Raw genomic sequence first — 22,855 nt, forward strand, 5'->3', positions numbered from 1 at the left:
TTTTTCAAGTATTTTATGAAATTTTAACATCTTTTTTTGTGAACTTCTTGTAAATTGATGAGCATTTTATATATTTTCAGTAATTTTCACGGATCGCGACTGTGAATTTTATCTCAAACGTGCAGCTGGCTGACTGATTTTGATTGTACGAATATTTATAGTGCATCGTTTTTTCAGTTGACTATAGCAGTCCTAGAGCGTGTCTGAAAAAGGCTTTCTGCAAGATGTGCGTCACAATTTGTGGGATATTTTGCCCGGATGAGGGCGCCGTAGCGGGCTACGGCAACTGAATTCGGGTGAAATATCCCGCAAAGTGGGGCGTGTAGATTGCGGGAATGATTTTTCAGACACACTCTAGTAACCAGAGTGCGAAAGACATGGAAGATATCTGCATATGATACGGCGTTCGCTTTGCTGCTTTAAATTATTTATGTATAAAAGTGCCGTATGAATTGACTTTTCAAATCATATCCTTTAAAATAGTAAATTATGAAATCATGTAACTGTTCCGTATTTTCACAGTTACGAATAATGTTACCTGAAAGGATGCAAAAACCACTATGAAAACTATCGGTTTTATCGGTCTCGGACTGATTGGCGGATCAATTGCCAAGGCCATCCGAAAATACCATGAAGACTACCGACTTCTTGCTTATGACCAGGATCGGGAAACACTTGCTGCAGCAGTAAGCAGCAATATGATCGATGCTGTATGCGAAGAACATGATGAACGTTTCAGGAGCTGCGATTATATTTTCCTGTGTGCTCCTGTAGAATTTAATGTAAAATATCTTGAATATTTCAAAGACAATATCGGTCCTGACACGATCCTCACAGATGTTGGAAGTGTCAAGGGCATTATCCATAAAGAAGTAGAACGTCTTGGAATGGAATCCCGTTTTATCGGAGGTCATCCAATGGCCGGTTCTGAGAAGACCGGATTCGAAGCTTCCAGTGACCGTCTGATTGAGAATGCTTACTATATTATTACTCCGGGCGGTGAAGTTGCACTGGAACGCCTGACAGATTTCACAGAGATGATTTCTTCCCTTGGTGCGATCCCGATGGTCCTTACAAGTGAAGAACACGATTTCATCACTGCCGGAGTCAGCCATCTGCCTCATATTATCGCTTCTGCACTGGTAAATCTTGTCAATATGCTGGACAGTGATCAGGAATACATGAAAACGATTGCAGCCGGAGGTTTCCGTGATATCACACGTATTGCTTCTTCTTCTCCAATTATGTGGGAGCAGATCTGTGTGGAAAATAATCAGAATATCTCCAATGTTCTGGATGACTACATCCGCCTGCTGGTTCAGATCAAATGTTTTGTGGATAACAAGGACTCCAGGAGTCTATATCAGATGTTTGCAAGTTCCAGGGATTACCGTGATTCTATTGATGTGGTAGACAATGGTCTGCTGAAAAAAGCTTATGTCCTGTATCTTGATATTGCGGATGAGGCCGGCGGTATTGCTACGATTGCCACTATCCTTGCGATGGAGAAGATCAGCATTAAAAATATCGGTATCATTCACAACCGTGAATTCGAGGAAGGTGTCCTCAAAATTGAATTCTACGACGGAATCTCTATGGAAAAGGGTGCCGCACTCCTTAAAAAAAGAAATTATATTGTCTACGAACGCTAGAGCGTATCTGAAAAATCATTCCCGCAATCTGCACGCCCCACTTTGCAGGATATTTCACCCGAATTCAGTTGCCGTAGCCCGCTACGGCGCCCTCATCCGGGCAAAATATCCCACAAATTGTGACGCACATCTTGCAGAAAGCCTTTTTCAGACACGCTCTAAACAGATCACCCTTTGACATTCATTTCAAAAATATTTTGTCAAAAGCAGATTGCTATAAATAACTGCAGGGAAATACAGAAATATTATAAAAACAGGCAGGAATCAAACATGGAAATAAAAAAACAGACAAACCTCAGAGGAGAACTCACTGTACCCGGAGATAAATCCATTTCTCATCGTGCAGTTATGTTCGGTTCTCTTGCACAGGGTACTACAAAGATCACACATTTTCTTGAGGGAGCTGACTGTCTCTCTACAATCTCCTGTTTCCGGAAAATGGGAATCGATATTGAAAGAAATGCTTCCGAAATCCTCGTTCATGGAAAGGGACTTCACGGACTCAGTGCTCCGTCTGAAACTCTGGATGTGGGAAACAGCGGGACTACCACAAGACTGATCTCCGGAATTCTGGCAGGACAGTCTTTTACCAGCGAATTAAACGGTGACGCTTCCATTCAGTCCCGTCCAATGAAAAGGATTATGACTCCTCTTCTGTCTATGGGCGCTGATATCGTAAGTCTGAGGGGCAATGGATGCGCACCTTTGCGTATTACAGGAAAGCCTTTACATGCCGCTCATTATCAGTCACCGGTTGCTTCCGCACAGGTAAAATCCTGCGTGCTTCTGGCTGGTATGTATGCAGATGGGATCACCAGCGTTACTGAGCCGGTACTTTCCAGAAATCATACAGAAATCATGCTGAATTATTTCGGCGCAAATGTGACTTCCCAGGGAACAACTGCTTCTATTGAACCGGAGCCTGTACTGAACGGACGCGAGATTAAAGTTCCCGGAGATATTTCTTCTGCTGCTTACTTTATCGCAGCAGGGCTTCTTACTCCCGGAAGTGAGATTCTTCTTAAAAATGTAGGCATTAATCCAACCAGAGACGGAATGCTTCGTGTATGCAGGGCTATGGGGGCTGATATTACTCTGCTGAATGCAAGTACAGAGGGTGAGCCTACCGCTGACCTGCTGATCCGCACAAGCAGTCTTCACGGAACCACTGTTGAGGGTGAGATCATCCCCACACTGATCGATGAAATCCCGATGATCGCTGTAATGGCAGCTTTTGCAGAGGGGACTACTGTTATCAGGGACGCACAGGAGCTGAAGGTAAAAGAATCCGACCGTATCGCAGTGGTAACAGAAGGACTGAAACGCATGGGAGCTGATATTCAGCCGACTGATGACGGAATGATCATCCATGGAGGAAAGCCACTTCATGGTGCCGAGATCAATTCTTATCTTGATCACCGTATTGCCATGTCCTTTGCTGTTGCAGGTACAATTTGTGACGGTACACTTACTATCAAAGATGGGGACTGCGTTAAAATTTCCTATCCGGAATTCTATGAAGATCTGTACTCTCTCGGAAAATAGCAACTGTCATTTATAATTATGCTGCTGTCAACATATCATTTTTTTATGTTTGTTGACAGCAGCATAATTTTTACTGTTCACCGGTAATATCCCGCAAAATGTTTTTTTATCCTGCATATCTTTTGTCTTTCTGTACATACTTTTCATAATAAAGCATAATTTGCAATTCCTATTTACAGTATCTTCATACTCTCTCAGATTGTATTTTTATAGATACTTGAGAAATTTTATCCAAAATAGCCTTTTCTTTTTCCGATAAATCGGTTATAATGTGAATCGTCAGAAGATTGTTATTATTTTAACATTATTCGATTTGTTTTACTATAGCAGGATTTCACACTCTGATGGTCTGGATTAAGATGCATTATTTATGAGGATTGCTATAAACACTGATATTATAATTTTCACGGTGAGTATACCATACAGGTATACAGCCAGAGAGGAGCTAACATTTATGAAAATCTTATTTTACGGCACAAAAAACTACGACGAAGAATTTTTCGAGAAGCTTCTTCCTTCCTATCCGGGAATTACAATTAAATTTACTGAAGCAAATATTCATGAAGAAACTGCTTCCCTTGCAAAAGGATATGAGGCAATTTGCGCTTTTGTAAACGCTGATCTGAGCACTCCTGTTATCGAGGAGCTGAATGCTCAGGGTGTAAAACTGATCCTTATGCGCTGCGCAGGATATAACAATGTAGATCTGGAAACTGCTCACAAATTCGGAATGAAGGTTCTGCGTGTTCCGGGATATTCTCCGGAAGCTGTGGCTGAGCATGCAATGGCACTTGCGCTGACAGCAAACCGCCACACACATAAAGCATACATCAAATGCCGCGAAAACAACTTCTCTTTAAGTGGTCTGATGGGACTTAATTTCTATCAGAAAACTGCCGGAATCATTGGTACCGGAAAAATCGGCCAGGCAATGGCAAAAATCTGCAAAGGTTTTGGTATGAGAGTTATCGCTTACGATCTTTTCCCGAATAAGAGCCTGGATTATCTGGAATATGTATCTCTGGATGAGCTTCTGGCAACCAGTGATCTCATCAGTCTTCACTGCCCGCTTACAGAAGAAACCAAACACATCATCAATGAAGAAACTATCGCCAAAATGAAAGATGGTGTAATTCTTGTAAACACTTCCCGCGGCGGCCTGATCAAGACAGAGGACCTGATCTCCGGAATCCGTGATCATAAGTTCTTTGCAGTAGGACTGGATGTTTATGAAGAAGAAACTGATTTCGTATTCGAGGATATGTCCGAGCGTATTCTGCAGAGCTCCATTACCCAGCGCCTGCTCTCCTTCCCGAATGTAGTGATGACTTCTCATCAGGGATTCTTTACAAAAGAAGCACTGACTAACATTGCCGAGACTACTCTCGAAAATGCGAAAGCATTTATGGATGGGAACGAACTGAAGAACGAGGTTCTTTCCTGATAATTACAGAAATATGATCAGGGGGCTGTCGCAATAATAATTCCAGCGACAGCCCCCTTGTGATTATTTTTCAGTTTTCGTTTTAGTTTCTGATTTTGTTGTATCTGCAAAATCTGATGTTTCAGTTTTATCCGCAGATTTTTTTGCAGAAGAATCTGAAGTTTCTGCTTTATCTGTAGTTTCTGTTGCATCTGTAGTATCTGTAATGTCAGCGGTTTCTTCCTCAGGCTCATCAATCTGTTTCATATCCTCGTCAGAAGTATCTGCATCCATTTCATTCAGCTCTTCTTCTGTCAGCGGTTCAAGATCATCCTGATAAATTTCCTTATTTGTAATATCATCTTCTGACTTCTTCCCACATCCGGCAAGACCGATGGATGCCAAAAGCATTCCTGTAATCATAAAGTATTTTATTTTTTTCATTTTAATCATCCTTTCGTCTGTTCCACATAACACAAATGGTGTTTCATTTTCAGATAATATTTATTCTGCTGTTCTCAATCTGCCTGCCAGATCTTTTATTTCCTGTATGATATCTTCTCTGTCTCTGACCGGCACTTTGTCTGTACGGTTCACATATACAGTCCCCAGACTGTCACAACTCATCTGACGAAGCAGCATCTCTGCCGTACTTTCCGCTTTTTCTCTGGGTCCGATACTTCCTGCTGTCAGCAGAACTGCTCCTGTTTTCTTCTTAGGAACAGGTTCTTCTTTACGGATATATCTTGCACTGAAATAGGTCTGCAGTCTGCTCATCACAGCAAGAAGCATTCCCGTAACCTCCTCAAAATATACAGGAGATGCCATAATAATATGGTCACATTCTTCAATGTACGAAAGAACCTCCTGCCATTCATCTTTGACTGCGCATCCTGCATGGTCAAAACACCATCTGCAGTCTATACACGGGCGGATATCTGCCCTGTAGGCATTAACCACCTTAAAATCCCCTCCAAGATTTTCCTGCAGAGTCCGGATCATATATGCAGTTTCACCGTTCTTTCGCGGTGAACCGTTGAATATCAATGTTTTCATCTTTATTTTTCCTCATATTCTTTCCTGAGAAGTGCTATCTCACGTACCCATCTCTCATTATCTTTGAGTGCTTTCAGAGCATGTTTCATACGCTTTAGGATAACACATCTCTTTTTTCTGTCTGTAATATTTATGTAACCTTTTGTCATGGTATTATAACAAAAATACGGTTTTATGAAAAGACTTATTTCTTGACGATTCTGTGAATTCTCTATATACTTTGAATATATCCTATAGCAATTACGATTTATTTTTTGTTAATTCTGATCATCTGTTCAGATATTTTAACTGCCCGGTCTCTTTAATATTTTTTTAATACTATATCTCTAATCTATTATAAACGAAAGCGAGAACTATACATATGAGCCTACAATCCAACAAGCGAAGCCAGACGAAATCTTCTTCTGCACGCAGGAAAGACATCTACAAAAAATCAAAATACTATCAGGAAAAAAGGCAAAAATTGCTGATTGCAACAGGTATCGGTATCTTTGTTCTGGTTTTTATACTTATTCTGGCAGGTATCCGCGGATGCAGCAACTATATGAGTTCCAGACAGGCAGCAGCCAAAAAAACTGTTTCCATGAACGCTTCTAAGGACAACAGCCAGAAAGCATCCTCAGATTCTCAGAACACGGATTCCTCCAATGCTACAGTATCTTCTCCTGTTTCTCTGACACTCAGCGTTGTCGGTGACTGCACTCTTGGCACAGATGAAACTTTTGATTATGATACCAGCTTAAATGCTTATTATGAAAATTACGGTGCAGATTATTTCCTGCAGAATGTAAAAGATATTTTCTCCACAGATGATCTGACTATTGCGAATTTTGAGGGAACACTCACCGATTCTGATGAACGGGAGGATAAAACATTTGCGTTTAAAGCACCTGCATCCTATGCCTCTATTCTGACAAGTGGATCTGTAGAAGCCGTAAATACCGCTAACAATCACAGTCATGATTATGGTGAGCAGAGTTTCAATGATACTCTGGCAGCATTGGACGACGCAGGGATTGTGCATTTCGGATATGATGAAACTGCTGTTATGGATGTAAAGGGAATTAAAGTGGGATTAGTCGGTATCTATGAACTGTATGACCATCTTGAACGCGAGCAGCAGTTAAAAGACAATATTGCAAAAGTAAAGGCAGACGGGGCACAGCTGATCGTTGTGATCTTCCACTGGGGTAATGAAACGGAAACCGTTCCGGACAGCAACCAGACAACACTTGGACGCATCGCGATCGATGAAGGCGCTGATCTTGTATGCGGACATCATCCGCATGTACTTCAGGGCATTGAAACTTATAAAGGCAGAAATATTGTATACAGCCTCGGAAACTTCTGCTTCGGCGGCAACAGTTCTCCAAGTGATATGGACACCATGATCTACCAGCAGACCTTTACTATTGATGCCGATGGGGTAAAAAAAGACAACGTGACCAATATCATTCCCTGCTCCATTTCTTCTGCTGCCTATGATGGATATAATAATTATCAGCCAACTCCGGCAGAAGGTGATGAGGCAACAAGAATCCTTGGAAAAATCAATGAGCGGAGTTCCTGGATTTCTACTGCAGAAGGCAGTACTTTTACTGCAAAATATAACAGTAATAATGACTCCCAGAGCAGTTCTGCAGATACAGCTGCTTCAGATAGCGATATCGTTGATATGAACAGTTCAGCTTCAGATGACACAGACGCAGAGACATACGACGAATCCTATGATACTGATAATTCGGACGCCGAATAAATGGAGCCTTCATTCATCCAAAATCACATCAATACTTCAAAAGAGCTGAAAAATCCAGTCAAGGACTTCTCAGCTCTTTTTTATATTTTTACTATGCTTTTATCAGGCAGATAAAAGCATCCTCTTCGCTACTTGCTCATAACCAGATAATTGATTGATATAATTATTTGGGTGACATTATATGATAATCATAGCATCTCCAAAAGAGAAAAATCTGTACTTTTCCTGCACTGCAGTCTCATAGGCATGCATGATGTTCTCCTTGCCTGCCAGCGCAGACACCAACATCACAAGTGTGGATTCCGGCAGGTGGAAGTTTGTGATCAGGGCATCGATCATTTTAAAATGATAGCCCGGATAGATAAAGATCTCTGTCCAACCGCTTCCGGATTTCAGAATTCCATCTTCTCCTGTTGCAGATTCCAGTGTTCTGCAGCTTGTGGTTCCTACTGCTATTACACGTTTACCTGCCTTCTTTGTGTCATTGATCAACTTTGCCTGATCCTCCTCTACTATGTAGAATTCGGAATGCATATGGTGGCTTTCCACGTCATCTACTTTAACAGGGCGGAAAGTTCCGAGACCTACATGAAGAGTCACATGAGCGATATTGACGCCTTTTTCCTTTACTTTTTCAAGAAGCTCTTTAGTAAAGTGCAATCCTGCTGTCGGTGCTGCTGCGGAGCCTTCGTTCTTTGCATAAACTGTCTGATAACGGTTCTTATCTTTCAGTTTATGTGTAATATAAGGCGGCAGAGGCATTTCGCCAAGCTGATCCAGGATTTCTTCAAAGATTCCTTCATAATGGAACTGGATCAGACGGTTTCCCTCGTCCACCACATCAATGATCTCACCTTTTAAAATACCATTTCCAAATGTGATCTTAGCACCCGGGCGTGCCTTCTTTCCGGGTTTTACCAGACACTCCCAGATATCATTCTCTCTTCGCTTCAGAAGCAGGATCTCGATCAGTGCTCCTGTCTCTTCTTTATGTCCGTATAACCGGGCAGGGATTACCTTTGTATCGTTGATGACCAGGCAGTCTCCCTCTTCCAGATAATCCAGAACATCTGTAAAATGACGATGTTCAATGCTGCCGTCTTTTAAAGACAGATGCATCAGTCTGGATGAACTTCTGTCCTCCAGAGGATCCTGAGCGATCAGTTCCTGAGGAAGGTCATAATAAAAATCTGATGTTTTCATTTTATCTGCTCCTCTTCTTCCTTCCACTGTTTCCTTAACTGGCGCACATAGTTCCATTCTTTGTTTGTCAGATCAGCTTTCTTAAGAAGATCCGGGCGTCTTTTTGCCGTGCGGTAAATTGACTGCTCTCTGCGCCACTTTTCTATGTTTGCGTGATGACCGGACATAAGAACCTCCGGTACCTTTTTGCCATGCCACTCTTCCGGACGGCTGTACTGCGGATACTCCAGAAGGTTTCCTGCAAAGGATTCTGTCTCACCGGACTCCTGATTGTTCAGTACACCCGGAACCATTCTTGAAATGGAATCCATCATGACCATTGCAGGAAGTTCGCCGCCTGTAAGCACGTAATCTCCGATAGATACGTAATCTGTGACGATTTCCTCCAGAACACGCTCATCAATTCCCTCATAGTGTCCACAAAGGAATACCAGATCCTCTTCCTGCGCCATTTCTCTGGCCATAGCCTGGTTAAATACCTGCCCCTGAGGAGTCAGATATACAACTCTTGGCTTTTTTGCCGTACGATTTGCAATCGCCTCATAAGCAAGGTAAACCGGTTCTGCCTGCATCAGCATTCCGGCACCGCCACCATAGGTATAATCATCCACTTTCTGGTGCTTATTGAATGCATAATCGCGAATGTTCACTGCCTCCAGTGTGAGGAGACCTTTTGTGATCGCACGTCCGGTAATGCTGGTATTCATGCCATTTTCAATCATCTCCGGAAACAGGGTTAAAACATGAAAATTCATTTATATTAATCCTTTCATCAGATGAATGGTCATTACATTCTTCTCCACATCCACATCAAGGATACATTCCCTGATAGCAGGGAGCAGAATTTCTTCGCCTTTGGCATCCTCTACTACATAGACATCATTAGCGCCTGTTTCCATTACATCTTTCAGAGTTCCAAATTTGCTTCCGTCTTCGAGAACTACATCCATACCGATCAGGTCTGCAATGTAATATTCATCTTCTTCCAGCTCCTGCGCTTCTTCTCTCGGGATCCAGAGTTCTCTTTTTTTATACATCTCTATATCATTAATATTATCAATTCCCCTGAATTTCAGGATTACAAGGTTCTTGAAATACTTAACATTCTCTATTTCAAGCTTTCTTTTCTCTCTGCCTGTGTCAAGCAGAACATATTCCAGATCCAGAAATCTGTCTGCATCTGTGGTAGGATATACTTTTACTTCCCCGCGTATTCCGTGTGTCGTAGTGATCACACCAACTTTTAATAAATCTTCCATCTGCTGACTCCTATAATTTTCATATCATACGTCATTTGCATTCTGCTTTTATACCTGCTCACAGCGAATGCTGATCCATATTCCAAATCCGCTTAAACCCAAATCAGGAGCCATGGGATGTTCCACAGCTCCTGACCCTTATTTTCATTGCAGAATATCTACAATCACTTTTTTGCTGCTTTTTGAAGAAGCTGCTTTTACCACAGTTCGGATCGCTTTCGCAATTCTTCCCTGCCGTCCGATAACCTTGCCCATGTCAGCAGGTCCGACTTTCAGTTCAACGATGATCGCGTCTTCCTTTTCTGTCTCAGTAACAACTACTTCATCCGGATTTTCAACAAGAGATTTTGCAATTACTTCCACTAATTCTTTCATTACATACCTCCCTGACCCGTCCCCTACGGACGCTGCAGAAATACCTTATCCTGGTATATCTGAATTATTTTTCAATTCCGGCATCTTTGAGGATTTTTGCTACAACATCTGTAGGCTGAGCTCCTGCTGCAAGCCATTTTTTAGCTGCTTCTTCATCAACTGTTACAGCGCTTGGCTCAAGGTTTGGATCGTATGTTCCGATTTCTTCGATACATCTTCCATCACGTTTGCAACGGGAATCTGCAACTACGATTCTATAAAAAGGTGCTTTCTTCTGTCCCATTCTTCTTAATCTGATTTTAACTGCCATTGTTTCTTTTCCTCCATTAAATAAAATATATTGTTTTCTTATGTTATATTACTGTTCAGCTATGAAACAGTAACTTTTATGTCAAAGCGTTATCCGCTTCGCTAACTTATCAATTACAGTCCGAACGGAAGTTTAAATCCACCGCTGCGCTTACCGGCTTTTCCGCCCATAAGACCAGGCATCTGTTTCATCATCTTCTTGCTCTGCTCAAACTGTTTCACCAGACGGTTTACTTCAGAGACATCTACTCCTGCACCTCTGGCAATACGGTTCTTTCTGGAAATGTTCAGGATTGACGGATTACTTCTCTCCTGAGGTGTCATGGAAAGGATAATTGACTTGGTTCTGTCCATGGCTTTCTCATCGATCATTCCCTCAATATCCTTCATCTTACCGCCCATACCTGGAAGCATATTCAGGATACTGCCGATACCGCCCATCTTGTTCATCTGTTCCATACTGGTAAGGTAATCGTTGAAGTCAAAGTCCATTTTCTTTAACTTCTTCTGCATGTCCTGCGCCTGTTCTTTATCGATGGAAGCTTCTGCTTTCTCGATCAGGCTCATGACATCACCCATACCAAGGATTCTGGAAGCCATACGTTCCGGATAGAACTGCTCCAGATCAGAAAGTTTCTCGCCCATACCTACATACAGAATAGGCTTACCGGTTACTGCCTTGATAGAAAGGGCTGCACCGCCTCGGGTATCACCATCCATCTTGGTAAGAATAACACCGTCGATTCCTACTTTATCAGCAAATGTGCTTGCCACATTTACCGCATCCTGTCCGGTCATCGCATCTACAATGAGGATGGTTGCATCTACCTGAATGTTCGCCTTGATATCTGCAAGTTCCTGCATCATATCTTCATCAACATGAAGACGACCGGCTGTATCGATAAGTACGACATTCTGCTGATTTGCCTTCGCATGCTCTATGGCTGCTTTCGCAATATCCACAGGCTTCTGCTTATCTCCCATGGAAAATACTTCCACGCCCTGTTTCTCGCCGTTGACCTGCAACTGTGTGATAGCCGCCGGACGGTAAACATCGCAGGCTACTAAAAGAGGTTTCTTACCTTTGGATTTCAGCTTACCTGCAAGCTTCGCAACTGTGGTGGTCTTACCTGCACCCTGCAGACCTGCCATCATGAACACTGTGATCTCATTTCCCGGGCGAAGAGGCAGATCTGTTGTCTCACTTCCCATTAATTTCACAAGTTCATCATTAACAATCTTGATCACCATCTGACCCGGATTCAGACCGCTCATAACGTCCTGTCCGATTGCCTGCTCCTGTACAGATTTAGTAAACTGCTTCACAACCTTAAAGTTTACGTCTGCCTCTAACAGAGCCATCTTTACTTCCTTAAGGGCAAGCTTAACGTCCTCCTCTGTCAGGCGGCCCTTGCTTCGCAACTTCTTAAATACATTCTGCAGTTTATCTGTCAAGCTTTCAAATGCCATATGTTATAACTCCTCTAAAATCTCATTGGAAATATTTACAATTTCATCGGAATGATATTCCCGGGCAAGTACACGGATCTGCTTTACCTGCGCCCGTATATTCAGGAATTTCTCTACAAGATGAAGCTTCTGTTCATACTCTTCAAGGGTCTTGTTGCATCTCTTGATCATATCATGCACACCCTGTCTGCTGATGCCCAGATCCTCTGCGACTTCACTCAGCGAGTAATCCTCCAGCACCACGCTCTCATAAACCTGCTGCTGTCTCTCTGTCAGAAGTTCTCCATAAAAATCATATAAATAACCTTGCTCTACAAACTTCTCCATCTGTAATCACCTTGACTATATTAACCTATTTACAATGTGCTGTCAAGCATTTTATCTTGACGAACTAAATTTTATCTTGTTTTGTCTTGTGTTATCCTGCGTAAAATCAACGCTTCTCTGATTTGCCATCTTTTTGTCTTACCAGGTTCATTCCAGACACGTCCAACAGAATTTGCAAATACAATGTCTGATACCTGCCTCCTGATGTTTCCGGAATCATCTACAAAAGGAATTGACATCGTAGGACCTGCATTCTATCATATTTTTATATACAGTGATATCAGAAAAAAAGCCACCAGAAAATTATATCTTCTGGCAGCTTCATTGTAATTCAGTATTTGCTAGAGTGTGTCTGAAAAATGCTTTCCGCAAGATGTATGTCACAATTTGTGGGAAATTTTGCCCGGATGAGGGCGCCGTAGCGGGCTACGGCAACTGAATTCGGGCAAAATATACCGCAAAGTGGGGCGTGCAGATTGCGGGAATGATTTTTCAGACACGCTCTAATGTGCGACTCTCATGCTCTCATCAATCCATTTCTGTACAATATCAACACCAATCTTAACGGCTTTAGCAATCTTATCGGCAGGTAAACTTTTTCTTTAAAAAGCAAAAATTTCTTTTCAGTCTTTTTGCTGTTTTTCTCTCGGTCTTCCATTCTTTTCCTGCTTTTTCCAGGCAATCTGCTTCATAATATGCATCTGCAATCGGAACTACCATAGCCAGATGGCAAAGCTGCCACATATACATATCTTTTACCTTGCTGATATGGTATATGGGAATGTTTTAATATCTTTGAAAACTGTTTCGCTCTTTCAGATGTATTTCCCGATATCTCTGCAAATGTTGTTGGCCGTATTAGCTTCGGTGTGAGTGCAGCATCCAATATTCCATCGTTTATGCTTCCACCTGCTCCTGGAAAAGCTGGAAAAACGTAAGCGTTGAATTTATCGTGAAAAAGTTCATCAAATAACACTTCCGCTTTCAATAATTCAAAACTGTTTCTGCCATACATTATTCGTTTTATAATTTTGATTTTATTTACACTACCTTCTGCAAGCCGTTATTATACGAATATATGATTCCGTTTTTTACAGCAGTTAAGTCCTTTTTTACACCGTTTATAAATGTTTGAAATTCAGAAATATCATATTTTTGTGCTGTATTGATCCATTCGTCTAATTTTGCAGCATTTTTTGAGAATATAATGTTACAAAAATCTTTGGTTAATGTATACAGCTCACTTAATACTTCCATATGTCGAGCGATGTCTACCGAGCGGACGCTTCCAAATTTTTTATAGAGAACCAAAATTGCTTCTAAATAATCTTCTCCAGATGCATAAAGGTTCATAAGTCCTCCTTTACTGAGCCAGCTTCCAGCCGATGGCCTCCTGTCTGGCCGATACAAAATCGGCATACAGGCCATTCTGCCGAATCAGCTCTGCATGAGTGCCGCGCTGGATAATGTGTGCATTGTCCAGCACAAGGATCTGGTCGGCGTTGCGAACGGTTTTCAACCGGTGGGCAATCATGATGATAGTCTTGTCATGGGTCAGTGCCTCAATAGCACGCTGCAATTCATCCTCATTCTCCGGGTCAACGCTGCTTGTTGCCTCATCCAAAATGATGATCGGTGCGTCCTTCAGCATGGCGCGGGCGATGGCAATCCGCTGGCGTTCACCGCCGGAAAGATGGGAACCGGCGCTGCCGACAACCGTATCATAGCCATTATTCAGCTTGCGGATAAAGGCGTCGCAGCCGCTTTGTTTGGCTGCCTGCTCCACCTCTGCGTCCGTGGCACTGGGTCTTCCCATGCGGATATTCTCCCGGATACTGCGGTTAAACAGGTAGTTGTCCTGAGATACATAGGAAATCTGGTCTGCAATTTCAGACAGCGGCATATCCTTCAGCTCATGGCCGCCGAGGGTAATGCTGCCGGATGTAACATCCCAATACCCGGCAATCAGCTTCGCCACCGTAGACTTGCCCCATTGTGTCAAGTAATTACCAAAAAAAATTGTCACTTTCTGCAAAATAAAGTTTACGTTGGTTTTACCAGTTTGTCAACATTTCTTCCCAAACTGCATTTAACTCCTTCTTTTGCATAAGCTATTTTTGTTTTGCTGCCTTTCCTATTTCCTTTTTTTCTGTTACCGCCATTCCAAGTTTACATCTGTCTATGAAAATATGTCCCTGTGCATCCTGAGTGAATCCAACCGTTATCCTTGCATTTTTCAATGTGAATGCACTGCACCCCATCTCCACCAACAATTCACCATTTATTGCCGGTCTGAAAAACAGTTTTGGAAATACCGGAAGAAGTTTCTCTTCCATCCATGCCTGCAGTCTGTCCATATTCTCAAATGGTATTCTTTTCATCTGTGCAAGGGTTTCATCCATCTGTTCTTTCGTCATCAAGCAGTTACAGCTATCTACTTTATATATAACGGCTACGCTGCTCCCCTGATCCCAGGAAATATGTATCTGCCCCGCATCATCAACATTCCTTACAGTCCCAAGATCACCAGGGTGCAATTTTGCATACGGTTCATCAACCATTCTTTCCAGGGACACCCTGCATCCCTCCGGATACATCTTTCGTAAAATAACAAGTTCCGCACTACTAATAAAGCTCATTTCTTATTCTCCTTCCAACCCAATTAAGACGTTTTTATCTTTCTTTTCTTCTTTCCACCGGGTTTCCTGCCAGAAGCATCTGACGTTCCTTATCCCATTTTATAACCTTTTGCATACCCTCTTCCAAAGTGGAATCTGCTGGATTCTTATTGGCACTTTGATATTCCTCAAACAGTTCATCCAAAGATTCTTTGAGGCTTTCCATCTCCTCCTTATCATATTCATCCAGGGTATCCTGACCTTTGTAATCCTCAAGCTCCGTCCAGTCCTCTATTGCATATTCAATCTGTCCCCAGTCAAGCAGGTAACTAAGAAATGTCTGCTCCGGTTCAAAACTGAACCAGCACCGTTCAAACCATTGGTTTGCATACATTCTCTCATCTGAGCCGTTTGTTCTGGAACCGCCTACAAGGTCTGAAACAAAATTTTCAAGAAGCTGCGATACAGTCATACCGTTTCTTCCTGCTTTCGCACATAAATCTTTTATATCATCCTCCGGGAGTTTTAAAACAATGTTCCGCTGCTGGCTTCTTTCATATGGTTCGATATCCTCACCCGGTTCACAAAAATCCACTTTCGTATGTGCATATATCTCTTCAATGTCACAAAACCGCCGGGTCATTCCAATATAATCCCTGGCTTCGGCATCCCATTCCAGGCGGTATCCGTTTTCCCTTGCGTGCAGCTTCATATCCTCCCGGATGATATCCTGTGTTTCTTTTGGAAGCTGTGCAATAAAAACCGTTGTATAGGGAACTGCAAGTATTCTTTCCTTGACCATGACCTTCCTCCTCATTTTTTATTTTAGTCTGCTGTTTTCAGCCAGAAATTTTACGAACAAGCATACTCTGTTCCATTCTTCTTTGTTATCCATTTTTCCATTGAGAGTTTAACTGCCGGTTCCGGCATAATATCATTCTTATCCTGCCGGTGGCTTAGTATGTCCATATAAAGGATGATTCCACGTGGATCAAGATGCACTGTAATGAACTTCTGAATTTCGTGTTCCAACTCACAACTTTCCAACCAGGTGTATATACCACCAAAATTTTTGATTTTTTCAAGAATATTTTCATCCCGGAATTCTTCCAGTAAAAATAAAGGAACCGAAAACTGGCAGCCCATGGCATCATAGGGAAGAATATATTTTAAACGGTTAAGTAGAAACAAATAATACCGTACCACCACAACGGACATACCCCTTTTAAGGGTTTCTTCATCCGGTACCCCCTGAACTTCAATCAAATAATCATAAAGCCGTTTAGCTTCCTCCATCTCATGCTGTATTTTCCAGGAAGCATAAGTTGAATACCCGCTTTCCTCAATAAGTTTCATCAGTTCTTCAATAGGTTTTTCAAGATACATAGGAAAACCTTCCTTTCCATTTTTACTATCCTCTATTTGACTTTATAGGCAGAAAAAAGGAAGTCCGCACTGCGTTCTTCCCTTTTCTCTGCCTATATTCCATACTATTTTTCATTCAGCCAAAGCTTTTTCTGCCTCTAAAAATTCGTCCCGGTATTTCCAGATTACTTCAATATGTTCCGGGTCATAGAAATAGATTACCTCCACCAGTTCCTGTATCACTTCATAAGAAAGCTCTGTCAGGTCTTTGCATTTAGAAAAAGCAAGAAGTTCCGGTGATTTCGCAAGTTTTCTTTTTTCCTCTGCTTGAATAATCTGTTCCTGAAGCTCGGTTATTAATTCTTTATACCGGTGTTCCTTCTGTGTAAGCAGCTCTTTCTTCCTTAAATATCCTTCTTTTGTCACTTTACCATCCACGAAAGCTTCATAGAATTCCATCTTTTGCTGTTTTACTTTCTGCACCTTTTCTTCACAGCCTTTTTTACGGCTTTTCAGTTTTGAAAGATTCTGGGTTTTACTGACCTGTTTTATCTGTTTCAATGTATCTTCTGCAAGGGCAGCTTCCCGCTGAACCAGCTTTAAGAAAAGCTTTTCAAACTCTGCTGTTTTATATTGTCCGGCATAACATTTTGTGTTTTGACTGACTTTGGATGTACTGCAGCCCATCGCAGGCGTTTTATTCTCGCTTCTTACCCGGAGGGCACGTCCACAATATCCGCATTTCAGCTTATATCGGAATATATTTTTGGGTATTTTCTGCGGTCCATGATACGCAGCACCTGTTTCCACCATTCCCATAACCTTATCAAGTTCATCTGCTGTCACAATGGCTTCGTGAGTTCCTGGAACATAGATCCAATCTTTTCTTGGAAGACGGACACAGGATTTTGTGCTCAAATCTTTTTTTTCACTTTTATGGTTTGTCATGATGCCTGCATAGATTGGATTTAATAGAATTTTCCTTACCATATGGCTGTTCCATACCGGAAGGCATTGTGTATTATATAATGAATATCCCTTTTTAAGAAGATACGCCGTAGGGGTTTCTATTCCCTTTTCGTTCATCATTTTAGCAATTTCTGAATACTTTTCACCTTCTAATCTTTTATCAAAGATAAAACGTACATTTCCGGACACCTCTCTGTCCAGATGCAGTACCGTCTTATCCTCATTTTTAAACATATAACCATAAGGAGGAACCGAACCATGGTACTTTCCCGCTTCTGCCTGTTTCCGCATGACCTGCTTGATATTCTTTGAACATATCTGCGGATAGATACCGTTTACCAGATTCTTAAATTTAGCTTCTGTATCCTTTCGTGATGCAAGGGGAGCACTGCTGTCATAATAATCATTTATCGCAATGAAACGGACAAGTAAAAACGGAAAAATCTTTTCTATATACTGCTGCGTATCAATGGTATCCCTTCCTAATCTGGACAGATCCTTCACAATGACACAGCAGGAACTTTCAGCTTTTACCAGTTCCATCATCTTTTTAAAATCCGGACGGTTAAAATTTGTTCCGCTATATCCATCATCTGAAAAGAATACCGTTTTTGCTCCTTGAAACTCTTCATTACCGTTGATGAACTGCTGGATCAGAAGCCTCTGGTTCTTGATGCTGTTACTCTCATCATTTTTATCTTCATCATCCTGTGAAAGCCGGAGATAACCGATGACATACTTATACTGCATCCAAAAGCCCCCTTTCCATATCCGGTACTTCCTGTTCAAAGATATCTCCAAACCAAAAATATACGGTAATCTCTGTTGCGGATTTTACCACAACTTTTTCTATGAACCGTTCCACAATCTCCCTGGTGATTTCCGTAACCCCTTGATATTTTATCAGTTCATCTGCCCAGTCTATCTTTGCCATAAGACGTTCTAAAATGTTCTGATAATAAATTTGTTTTTCCTTTAGTTTTTTATGAGCCTGCTCCTGTTCCGAAAGATAAGTTTCTTTAAATTCCAGATACTCCTCACGATCAATAAGCCCAGTAGCATAATGTTCAAAGAGCTGTTCCAGTTTTCCCTCGTATTTTTCATAATCACCTTTTGATTTTTTTATAATCAGGGAAGTTTCTTTCTCTAATTTTCTGTAAAAATCCATACCATATTTGGTATGATAGTCCGATGCGAGTTTCATTTGATACTGCAAAGCACCACGTACTGCCTGGAATACACATTTTTCATTTATATATTTCAGGCACTCCGTTTCATCAGTGATTTCTGCGGTAGAACACCGATAACTCATCCTTTCCTGTTTTCCATTGCGTCCGGTTCTGGAACGTTTCATTCTTTTTCCACAGCATCCACAATAAATTCTTCCAAGAAGAGGTCCATTTGCGGAACCCTTACCTGCTATACTCGCAGCCCATATCTCCAAGTTATCTTTCCATCGTTCTTTTAGAATCTGCTGTGCTTGTTCAAATACTGTCCTTTCAATCAGCGGCTCCCATACATTTTCCTGTATTTCCCACTGTTCCTTTGGTATTATCTGAAATGGAAGATTCTCACAAAGCATCTGTTTTGTTTTCCCGCTTACGGCAGCACCGATATATAATGGATTCTGTAATATCCGCTGGATAGTATCCGCTCCCCAATATATCCGTTTCTTCCTTTTCACTTTTCCGAATCTCCGGATTTCATAACTTTCTGTCGGACTTGGGATTCCTCCGCCATTCAATTCCCTGGCCATATCATAGCTTGACATATCTTCAAACACGTACCAGTAAAAAATTTTCTGGACAATCTTTCTTTCTGTCTTCTCCGGCACCAGCTTCTTATTGTTATCTTCGGCACGTTCATAGCCATATGGAGGTCTTCCGCCCCAATATTCTCCTTTTTCTCTGGAAATCTTATGTGCCTGAATCAGTTTTGAGGAAACTTCCCTTGCATAATAATCATTCATAAAATGCTTCAGGATGTTTGTTACCCTGTCCTGCACACAGGCCGGATTTTCACTGTCATATTCATCAAGAACAGAAATAAAACGTACATCAAGTGTTGGGAAAATCACATCAATCAGATCAACTGCATCTAAGGCATCTCTACCAAATCTTGAAAAATCCTTTACAATAATACAGTCCACTTTCCCTGCACGCACATCCGTCATCAACTCTTCAAAAGCCTTTCTTTCAAAGGTGGTTCCTGTTACACCATTATCTGTATAGACTTTCATAATCAGCATTTCCGGATGTTTCTTTGCAAAATCCACGCAGATCTGTTTCTGAATATAAATGGAATCTCTGCGTCCGTGGCCTCCGTCTTTCTCGGATAATCTCAAATAAATATAAGTACGGTAATACTTTATCTGCGGCTGTGTTTCCGCTTTTTTTGTTCTCTTGCTTACTCTAGGCACTGATCTCTTCCCCCTCTCTAAGAAGGAAGTTCTCAATCCCCGTATCCGGCTGCACCTTATTTACTGTAGAAAGCAGAGAAATCAGACGTTCAAATTCATCTGCAAACCAAAAATGTATGGTAAGCCTTTTCTTTGAATCCACACAGATTCTTTTTACCAGCATGGTCAGCATAATGCGGTCTATTTCTTCTCTGTCCTTATAAACCAGGAAATGTTTCATCCATTCCTGCTGATTTTCTAATGCTGCCTGCATATCTGCAATCTCTGTCCGCTGCTTCTTTATAGCTTCTTCCGTTTGTTTAAGTGAAGCATCATATTTTTTCTTATATGACTTGAACTCCTCTTCATCAAGAAGCCCTTCGCAAAAACTGTTATACAGATTCATCTTGATTTTCAGGATTCTTTCACTTTCCTGTTCCAGCATTTTTAACTGCAGATCCTCTTCATACAATTTCTGCTGTGGAATTGAAGCCGTTTTGACATAGCTCAGAATTTCATTCAGTTCCACAATAAGCGAAATATAATGCATGACGCTTTTTCTTACAGCTTCTATCAGCTTTTCCTCACTGATACTGTGAGGACTGCAGGTTTTCTCATACAGAGAAGTAGAACAGACATAATAATAATTTGTTCCATTGGGACTTTTACGCACCATGCTCTGATGACAGTCTGCACATTCCACTAAACCGCCCAGAAGTGCCAGTCCTTTTGCTGACTTCCTGGTATCCCGGCTCATAAGATTCTGCACAACCTCATAGGTATGCTTATCAATCGCACCGTCAAAAGCATTTTCATAGCGTACCCATTCATCCGCTTCTTTTCGAATCAGCTTTTTGACCTTATGGTTTGGCGTTGTGGTTTTTCCCTGAATCAGCACACCGGTATAACGCTCGTCCAATAAAATGCGCCGTACCATGGTTGCTTCCCACTGGTTATTCCCCGATACCTTGAATCCAGTCTTTAAATTCTGTTTCAGGCAGATCCGTTTATAAGCAAGCGGTGTCAGTATACCGCGGAGGTTCAGATTTTCCGCAATATCATTCAGACTGTGCCCTTTCAGCTTCAGGTGAAAAATATCTTTTACAACAGAGCCGGCTACCGGATCAATCATCAACTGGTGCTTATCCTCCGGAGATTTCAGAAAACCATAAGAAGCAAACGGCGCCACACACTGTCCATGCACCATTTTGGCATGTAAATTAGAACGCACACTTCTTGAAGTATCCGCAGGGTAAATGTCATTTATAAAACTTTTTAAACGAAGGGTAATAAAATCATGGTTTGGTGCAATACTGTCATACTGGTCATTTACCAATATCAGACGCACACCCATTTTAGGCAGGATACGTTCTACATACTGAAGGACTCCTGAGAAATCCCTGCCGAATCTGGAAAGGTCTTTTACAACAATGCAGTCTGCCTCTCCATTTTCAATCAGTCTCATCATTTCCTGAAAACCCGGACGATTGAAATTCGTGCCGGTATATCCATCATCCACGCACTCTTTTACAATCTGAAACTCCTGTTTTCCTTCCAGAAATCCCCTGTTCAGTATCCTCTGGTTAGATATGCTGTCACTCTCCTGATTATCGCCGTCCTCATCGGATAAGCGCAGATATATGACAACACGAAAGATTTTTTCGATAATTTGGTTTTTCATAGCAAGCACTCCAATCATTAAATTAGTCAGCTAAACTAATTTGATGTTTGGAAGCACAAGCTGCTTGTCCTCTACTTGCCATCATCTTACCATAGTTCTATTCCCCTGTCTACCCCGCAATCCGCTGACACAAATCACAGTTTCCTCCTCTGTATCACCACTTCATCTGCACAAGGCTTTCAAGTGCTTCCTCTATTGTACGGCTTGTAGAAGCGAACCCTACTTTCACAACGATATTTCCGCTTTTTATGAAATAAGGATTCTTTCCTGATTCCAGGATGCCCAGAATCTTTTCCCTTTTACTTTTTGTAACATCTATGTTCATTTCATCCAAATCTGGTATTTCTGCCGGATTGATATCCTCAAAAGACATGTTTCTCATATGCATCAAGTCTTCCCTGGTAAGCATATGAATTTACCCTTCCATTCCCTCATCCATACTTTCCAGCATGATTTCAAGAATCCTTTCTTCTAAAATCTGGGTTTCTCTCTTTCTTTTTTCTATGTACTGATATAAAACATCCTGTTCCAGGATGCCATAGCCCATACAGTCTACTTTTACACCATAACTGTAAAGAGTATCCAAAATTTCTATGATCTCCTCAAAGTTTCCCGACAGCCGGCTCATGCTTTGAAGGACTACAACATCAATCAAATGTTTTCGGGCAAGCTCCAGTATTTTATCCCATGCAATATCCTCCACAGCCGTACTGCAGCCCACGGAGTTAAACATTGCCAGCAGATTATATTCCTGTACCTCACAGCATAACACCTCAATCTCACGTTCATAATCCAGAAAACACTGTGCGCTTTCAGAAGATACAAAACGGTTATATATCACCGCATTCAAAGGCTTTGCATCCAGACATACGACTGGACTGATAAAAACCTCTCCGTTATTGATCTTTCCAAAGCATACGAGAGATTCCTGTCCCCTGCTCTTTTTCTCTTTTGAAAACAATTCATTAAATGCAAATAGTTTCATGCTGTTGCTCTCCTTCCTGATTTTCCCGGATTTCATCCCAGGGATATGAAGAAAATAAGACTTTTCTGCATATCCCTGAAAACAAATACGGATAAAATAAATAGTTTCTTCTTTAATTTCCACACACCATGCTGACAGCAACTTCCCTGCCAGCATGATTTTTTCATTCTCTCTCCCCGGTGTGAAACGGGAGTATGTAGGACCGGTCTTAGCAGACCGCCTGACACCCTGCAGTACCCTTTCCCGCTGCAGCATGTCCCAGACGCTACCCTGGTTACCGTGTTTTTGTCAGTAAAGGTATCATTATCATCCAGGGTTTCGGATTACCTGCCGCCGGTAACCCATGCCGGAGTGCCGCTCACACTTTTCCTTCTTCTATTACGATTCCTTGTCTGATCTGCCCTGTTATGAAAAAAAATTATGTCTGGCAGACAAATGCTTCCTCGCGCAGCTCATTGCTCCAC

Annotated in this window: 24 protein-coding genes and 6 pseudogenes; 6 read left to right on the forward strand and 24 right to left on the reverse strand. The window is 41.7% G+C overall.

Translation table 11 applies throughout. The annotated features are described in order from the left end of the window. Positions 1 to 245 precede the first annotated feature (245 nt). A pseudogene (locus tag ACESZG_RS03355) lies at positions 246 to 353 on the reverse strand (DUF6783 domain-containing protein); the annotation flags it as partial. Between the two features lie 207 nt (positions 354 to 560). On the opposite strand from ACESZG_RS03355, the gene ACESZG_RS03360 reads away from it, so the two are divergent. After that, positions 561 to 1,652: a prephenate dehydrogenase gene (locus ACESZG_RS03360; protein WP_025576901.1), complete on the forward strand. Its 1,092-nt coding sequence runs from the start codon at positions 561 to 563 to the stop codon at positions 1,650 to 1,652. Here the strand turns inward: ACESZG_RS03360 and ACESZG_RS03365 are convergent. Then, a pseudogene (locus tag ACESZG_RS03365) lies at positions 1,618 to 1,770 on the reverse strand (DUF6783 domain-containing protein). The gene ACESZG_RS03360 and the pseudogene ACESZG_RS03365 sit on opposite strands and share 35 nt — an antisense overlap. Here ACESZG_RS03365 and ACESZG_RS03370 point away from each other — a divergent pair. The 3 genes and pseudogenes from ACESZG_RS03370 to ACESZG_RS03380 form a co-directional block, all read left to right on the forward strand. Then, a pseudogene (locus ACESZG_RS03370) lies at positions 1,720 to 1,830 on the forward strand (DUF6783 domain-containing protein); the annotation flags it as partial. The pseudogenes ACESZG_RS03365 and ACESZG_RS03370 overlap by 51 nt on opposite strands. A 92-nt stretch (positions 1,831 to 1,922) precedes the next feature. Next, complete coding sequence (aroA, locus tag ACESZG_RS03375) at positions 1,923 to 3,197, forward strand: 3-phosphoshikimate 1-carboxyvinyltransferase (protein WP_373217556.1); 1,275 nt, start codon at positions 1,923 to 1,925, stop codon at positions 3,195 to 3,197. A 454-nt stretch (positions 3,198 to 3,651) separates the two neighbouring features. Beyond that, positions 3,652 to 4,641: a 2-hydroxyacid dehydrogenase gene (locus ACESZG_RS03380; protein WP_008704545.1), complete on the forward strand. Its 990-nt coding sequence runs from the start codon at positions 3,652 to 3,654 to the stop codon at positions 4,639 to 4,641. A 63-nt stretch (positions 4,642 to 4,704) separates the two neighbouring features. On the opposite strand, the gene ACESZG_RS03385 is transcribed toward ACESZG_RS03380, so the two are convergent. Continuing rightward, entirely contained in the window at positions 4,705 to 5,064 is a 360-nt protein-coding gene (locus tag ACESZG_RS03385; protein ID WP_161276404.1) for a hypothetical protein, read from the reverse strand. A gap of 60 nt (positions 5,065 to 5,124) precedes the next feature. Beyond that, positions 5,125 to 5,676: a flavodoxin family protein gene (locus ACESZG_RS03390; RefSeq protein ID WP_025576904.1), complete on the reverse strand. Its 552-nt coding sequence runs from the start codon at positions 5,674 to 5,676 to the stop codon at positions 5,125 to 5,127. Between the two features lie 361 nt (positions 5,677 to 6,037). Here ACESZG_RS03390 and ACESZG_RS03395 point away from each other — a divergent pair, with 361 nt between their 5' ends. Continuing rightward, a complete protein-coding gene (locus ACESZG_RS03395; RefSeq protein ID WP_373217559.1) occupies positions 6,038 to 7,432 on the forward strand; it encodes a CapA family protein in 1,395 nt (464 codons plus the stop codon). A gap of 177 nt (positions 7,433 to 7,609) precedes the next feature. Here ACESZG_RS03395 and queA read toward each other — a convergent pair whose 3' ends face one another. The 9 genes and pseudogenes from queA to ACESZG_RS03440 all read right to left on the reverse strand — a co-directional run. After that, positions 7,610 to 8,635 (reverse strand): tRNA preQ1(34) S-adenosylmethionine ribosyltransferase-isomerase QueA, encoded by a 1,026-nt coding sequence (queA, locus tag ACESZG_RS03400; RefSeq protein ID WP_118330284.1) that lies wholly within the window; start codon positions 8,633 to 8,635, stop codon positions 7,610 to 7,612. Then, positions 8,632 to 9,390, reverse strand: coding sequence for a tRNA (guanosine(37)-N1)-methyltransferase TrmD (gene trmD, locus ACESZG_RS03405; RefSeq protein ID WP_008704678.1), 759 nt, complete (start codon positions 9,388 to 9,390; stop codon positions 8,632 to 8,634). Before trmD ends, queA begins: the two co-directional genes overlap by 4 nt. Beyond that, positions 9,391 to 9,894, reverse strand: a complete 504-nt coding sequence (rimM, locus tag ACESZG_RS03410) for a ribosome maturation factor RimM (protein ID WP_008704681.1) — start codon at positions 9,892 to 9,894, stop codon at positions 9,391 to 9,393. It lies immediately after the preceding gene. A gap of 144 nt (positions 9,895 to 10,038) precedes the next feature. Next, a complete protein-coding gene (locus ACESZG_RS03415) occupies positions 10,039 to 10,269 on the reverse strand; it encodes a KH domain-containing protein (protein WP_008704683.1) in 231 nt (76 codons plus the stop codon). 64 nt (positions 10,270 to 10,333) lie between these two features. Beyond that, positions 10,334 to 10,579 carry a 30S ribosomal protein S16 gene (gene rpsP / locus ACESZG_RS03420; RefSeq protein ID WP_008704685.1) on the reverse strand — a complete coding sequence of 82 codons (246 nt, stop codon included), beginning with the start codon at positions 10,577 to 10,579 and terminating at the stop codon, positions 10,334 to 10,336. Between the two features lie 113 nt (positions 10,580 to 10,692). Next, positions 10,693 to 12,048 (reverse strand): signal recognition particle protein, encoded by a 1,356-nt coding sequence (ffh, locus tag ACESZG_RS03425; RefSeq protein WP_055057849.1) that lies wholly within the window; start codon positions 12,046 to 12,048, stop codon positions 10,693 to 10,695. A gap of 3 nt (positions 12,049 to 12,051) precedes the next feature. Beyond that, positions 12,052 to 12,375 carry a YlxM family DNA-binding protein gene (ylxM, locus tag ACESZG_RS03430; RefSeq protein WP_008704687.1) on the reverse strand — a complete coding sequence of 108 codons (324 nt, stop codon included), beginning with the start codon at positions 12,373 to 12,375 and terminating at the stop codon, positions 12,052 to 12,054. A gap of 71 nt (positions 12,376 to 12,446) precedes the next feature. Beyond that, entirely contained in the window at positions 12,447 to 12,614 is a 168-nt protein-coding gene (locus ACESZG_RS03435; protein WP_172730309.1) for a hypothetical protein, read from the reverse strand. A gap of 92 nt (positions 12,615 to 12,706) precedes the next feature. Further along, positions 12,707 to 12,811, reverse strand: a pseudogene (locus ACESZG_RS03440) (DUF6783 domain-containing protein); the annotation flags it as partial. Between ACESZG_RS03440 and ACESZG_RS03445 the strand changes: the two are divergent. Further along, positions 12,788 to 12,940, forward strand: a pseudogene (locus tag ACESZG_RS03445) (DUF6783 domain-containing protein); the annotation flags it as partial. The pseudogenes ACESZG_RS03440 and ACESZG_RS03445 sit on opposite strands and share 24 nt — an antisense overlap. Positions 12,941 to 12,954: 14 nt before the next feature. On the opposite strand, the gene ACESZG_RS03450 reads toward ACESZG_RS03445, so the two are convergent. From ACESZG_RS03450 to ACESZG_RS03500, 11 genes and pseudogenes are all read right to left on the reverse strand, one after another. After that, on the reverse strand, positions 12,955 to 13,125 hold the full coding sequence (locus ACESZG_RS03450) for a hypothetical protein (protein WP_242833516.1): 171 nt from the start codon (positions 13,123 to 13,125) through the stop codon (positions 12,955 to 12,957). 291 nt (positions 13,126 to 13,416) lie between these two features. Next, positions 13,417 to 13,728: a hypothetical protein gene (locus tag ACESZG_RS03455; protein ID WP_373217563.1), complete on the reverse strand. Its 312-nt coding sequence runs from the start codon at positions 13,726 to 13,728 to the stop codon at positions 13,417 to 13,419. A 10-nt stretch (positions 13,729 to 13,738) separates the two neighbouring features. Beyond that, a pseudogene (locus ACESZG_RS03460) lies at positions 13,739 to 14,365 on the reverse strand (ABC transporter ATP-binding protein); the annotation flags it as partial. Between the two features lie 121 nt (positions 14,366 to 14,486). Beyond that, on the reverse strand, positions 14,487 to 15,014 hold the full coding sequence (locus tag ACESZG_RS03465) for a DUF4314 domain-containing protein (RefSeq protein ID WP_070102656.1): 528 nt from the start codon (positions 15,012 to 15,014) through the stop codon (positions 14,487 to 14,489). Positions 15,015 to 15,048: 34 nt separating this feature from the next. After that, positions 15,049 to 15,795: a hypothetical protein gene (locus ACESZG_RS03470; RefSeq protein ID WP_055057487.1), complete on the reverse strand. Its 747-nt coding sequence runs from the start codon at positions 15,793 to 15,795 to the stop codon at positions 15,049 to 15,051. A gap of 50 nt (positions 15,796 to 15,845) precedes the next feature. Beyond that, entirely contained in the window at positions 15,846 to 16,379 is a 534-nt protein-coding gene (locus tag ACESZG_RS03475) for a hypothetical protein (protein WP_119242579.1), read from the reverse strand. 111 nt (positions 16,380 to 16,490) lie between these two features. After that, positions 16,491 to 18,077, reverse strand: a complete 1,587-nt coding sequence (locus ACESZG_RS03480; RefSeq protein ID WP_161233675.1) for a recombinase family protein — start codon at positions 18,075 to 18,077, stop codon at positions 16,491 to 16,493. Then, positions 18,067 to 19,746, reverse strand: a complete 1,680-nt coding sequence (locus tag ACESZG_RS03485; RefSeq protein ID WP_147418535.1) for a recombinase family protein — start codon at positions 19,744 to 19,746, stop codon at positions 18,067 to 18,069. Before ACESZG_RS03485 ends, ACESZG_RS03480 begins: the two co-directional genes overlap by 11 nt. Beyond that, positions 19,739 to 21,406 (reverse strand): recombinase family protein, encoded by a 1,668-nt coding sequence (locus tag ACESZG_RS03490; protein ID WP_161233676.1) that lies wholly within the window; start codon positions 21,404 to 21,406, stop codon positions 19,739 to 19,741. The genes ACESZG_RS03485 and ACESZG_RS03490 overlap by 8 nt, the downstream gene beginning before the upstream one ends. Positions 21,407 to 21,560: 154 nt before the next feature. Further along, positions 21,561 to 21,788: a DUF6870 family protein gene (locus ACESZG_RS03495; protein ID WP_147418534.1), complete on the reverse strand. Its 228-nt coding sequence runs from the start codon at positions 21,786 to 21,788 to the stop codon at positions 21,561 to 21,563. 33 nt (positions 21,789 to 21,821) lie between these two features. Beyond that, on the reverse strand, positions 21,822 to 22,646 hold the full coding sequence (locus ACESZG_RS03500; RefSeq protein ID WP_373217567.1) for a recombinase family protein: 825 nt from the start codon (positions 22,644 to 22,646) through the stop codon (positions 21,822 to 21,824). Positions 22,647 to 22,855: the final 209 nt, after the last annotated feature.

Origin of the sequence: Blautia sp. Marseille-P2398 (assembly GCF_964240315.1) — a bacterium.
Classification (GTDB): Bacteria; Bacillota; Clostridia; order Lachnospirales; family Lachnospiraceae; genus Blautia_A; species Blautia_A wexlerae.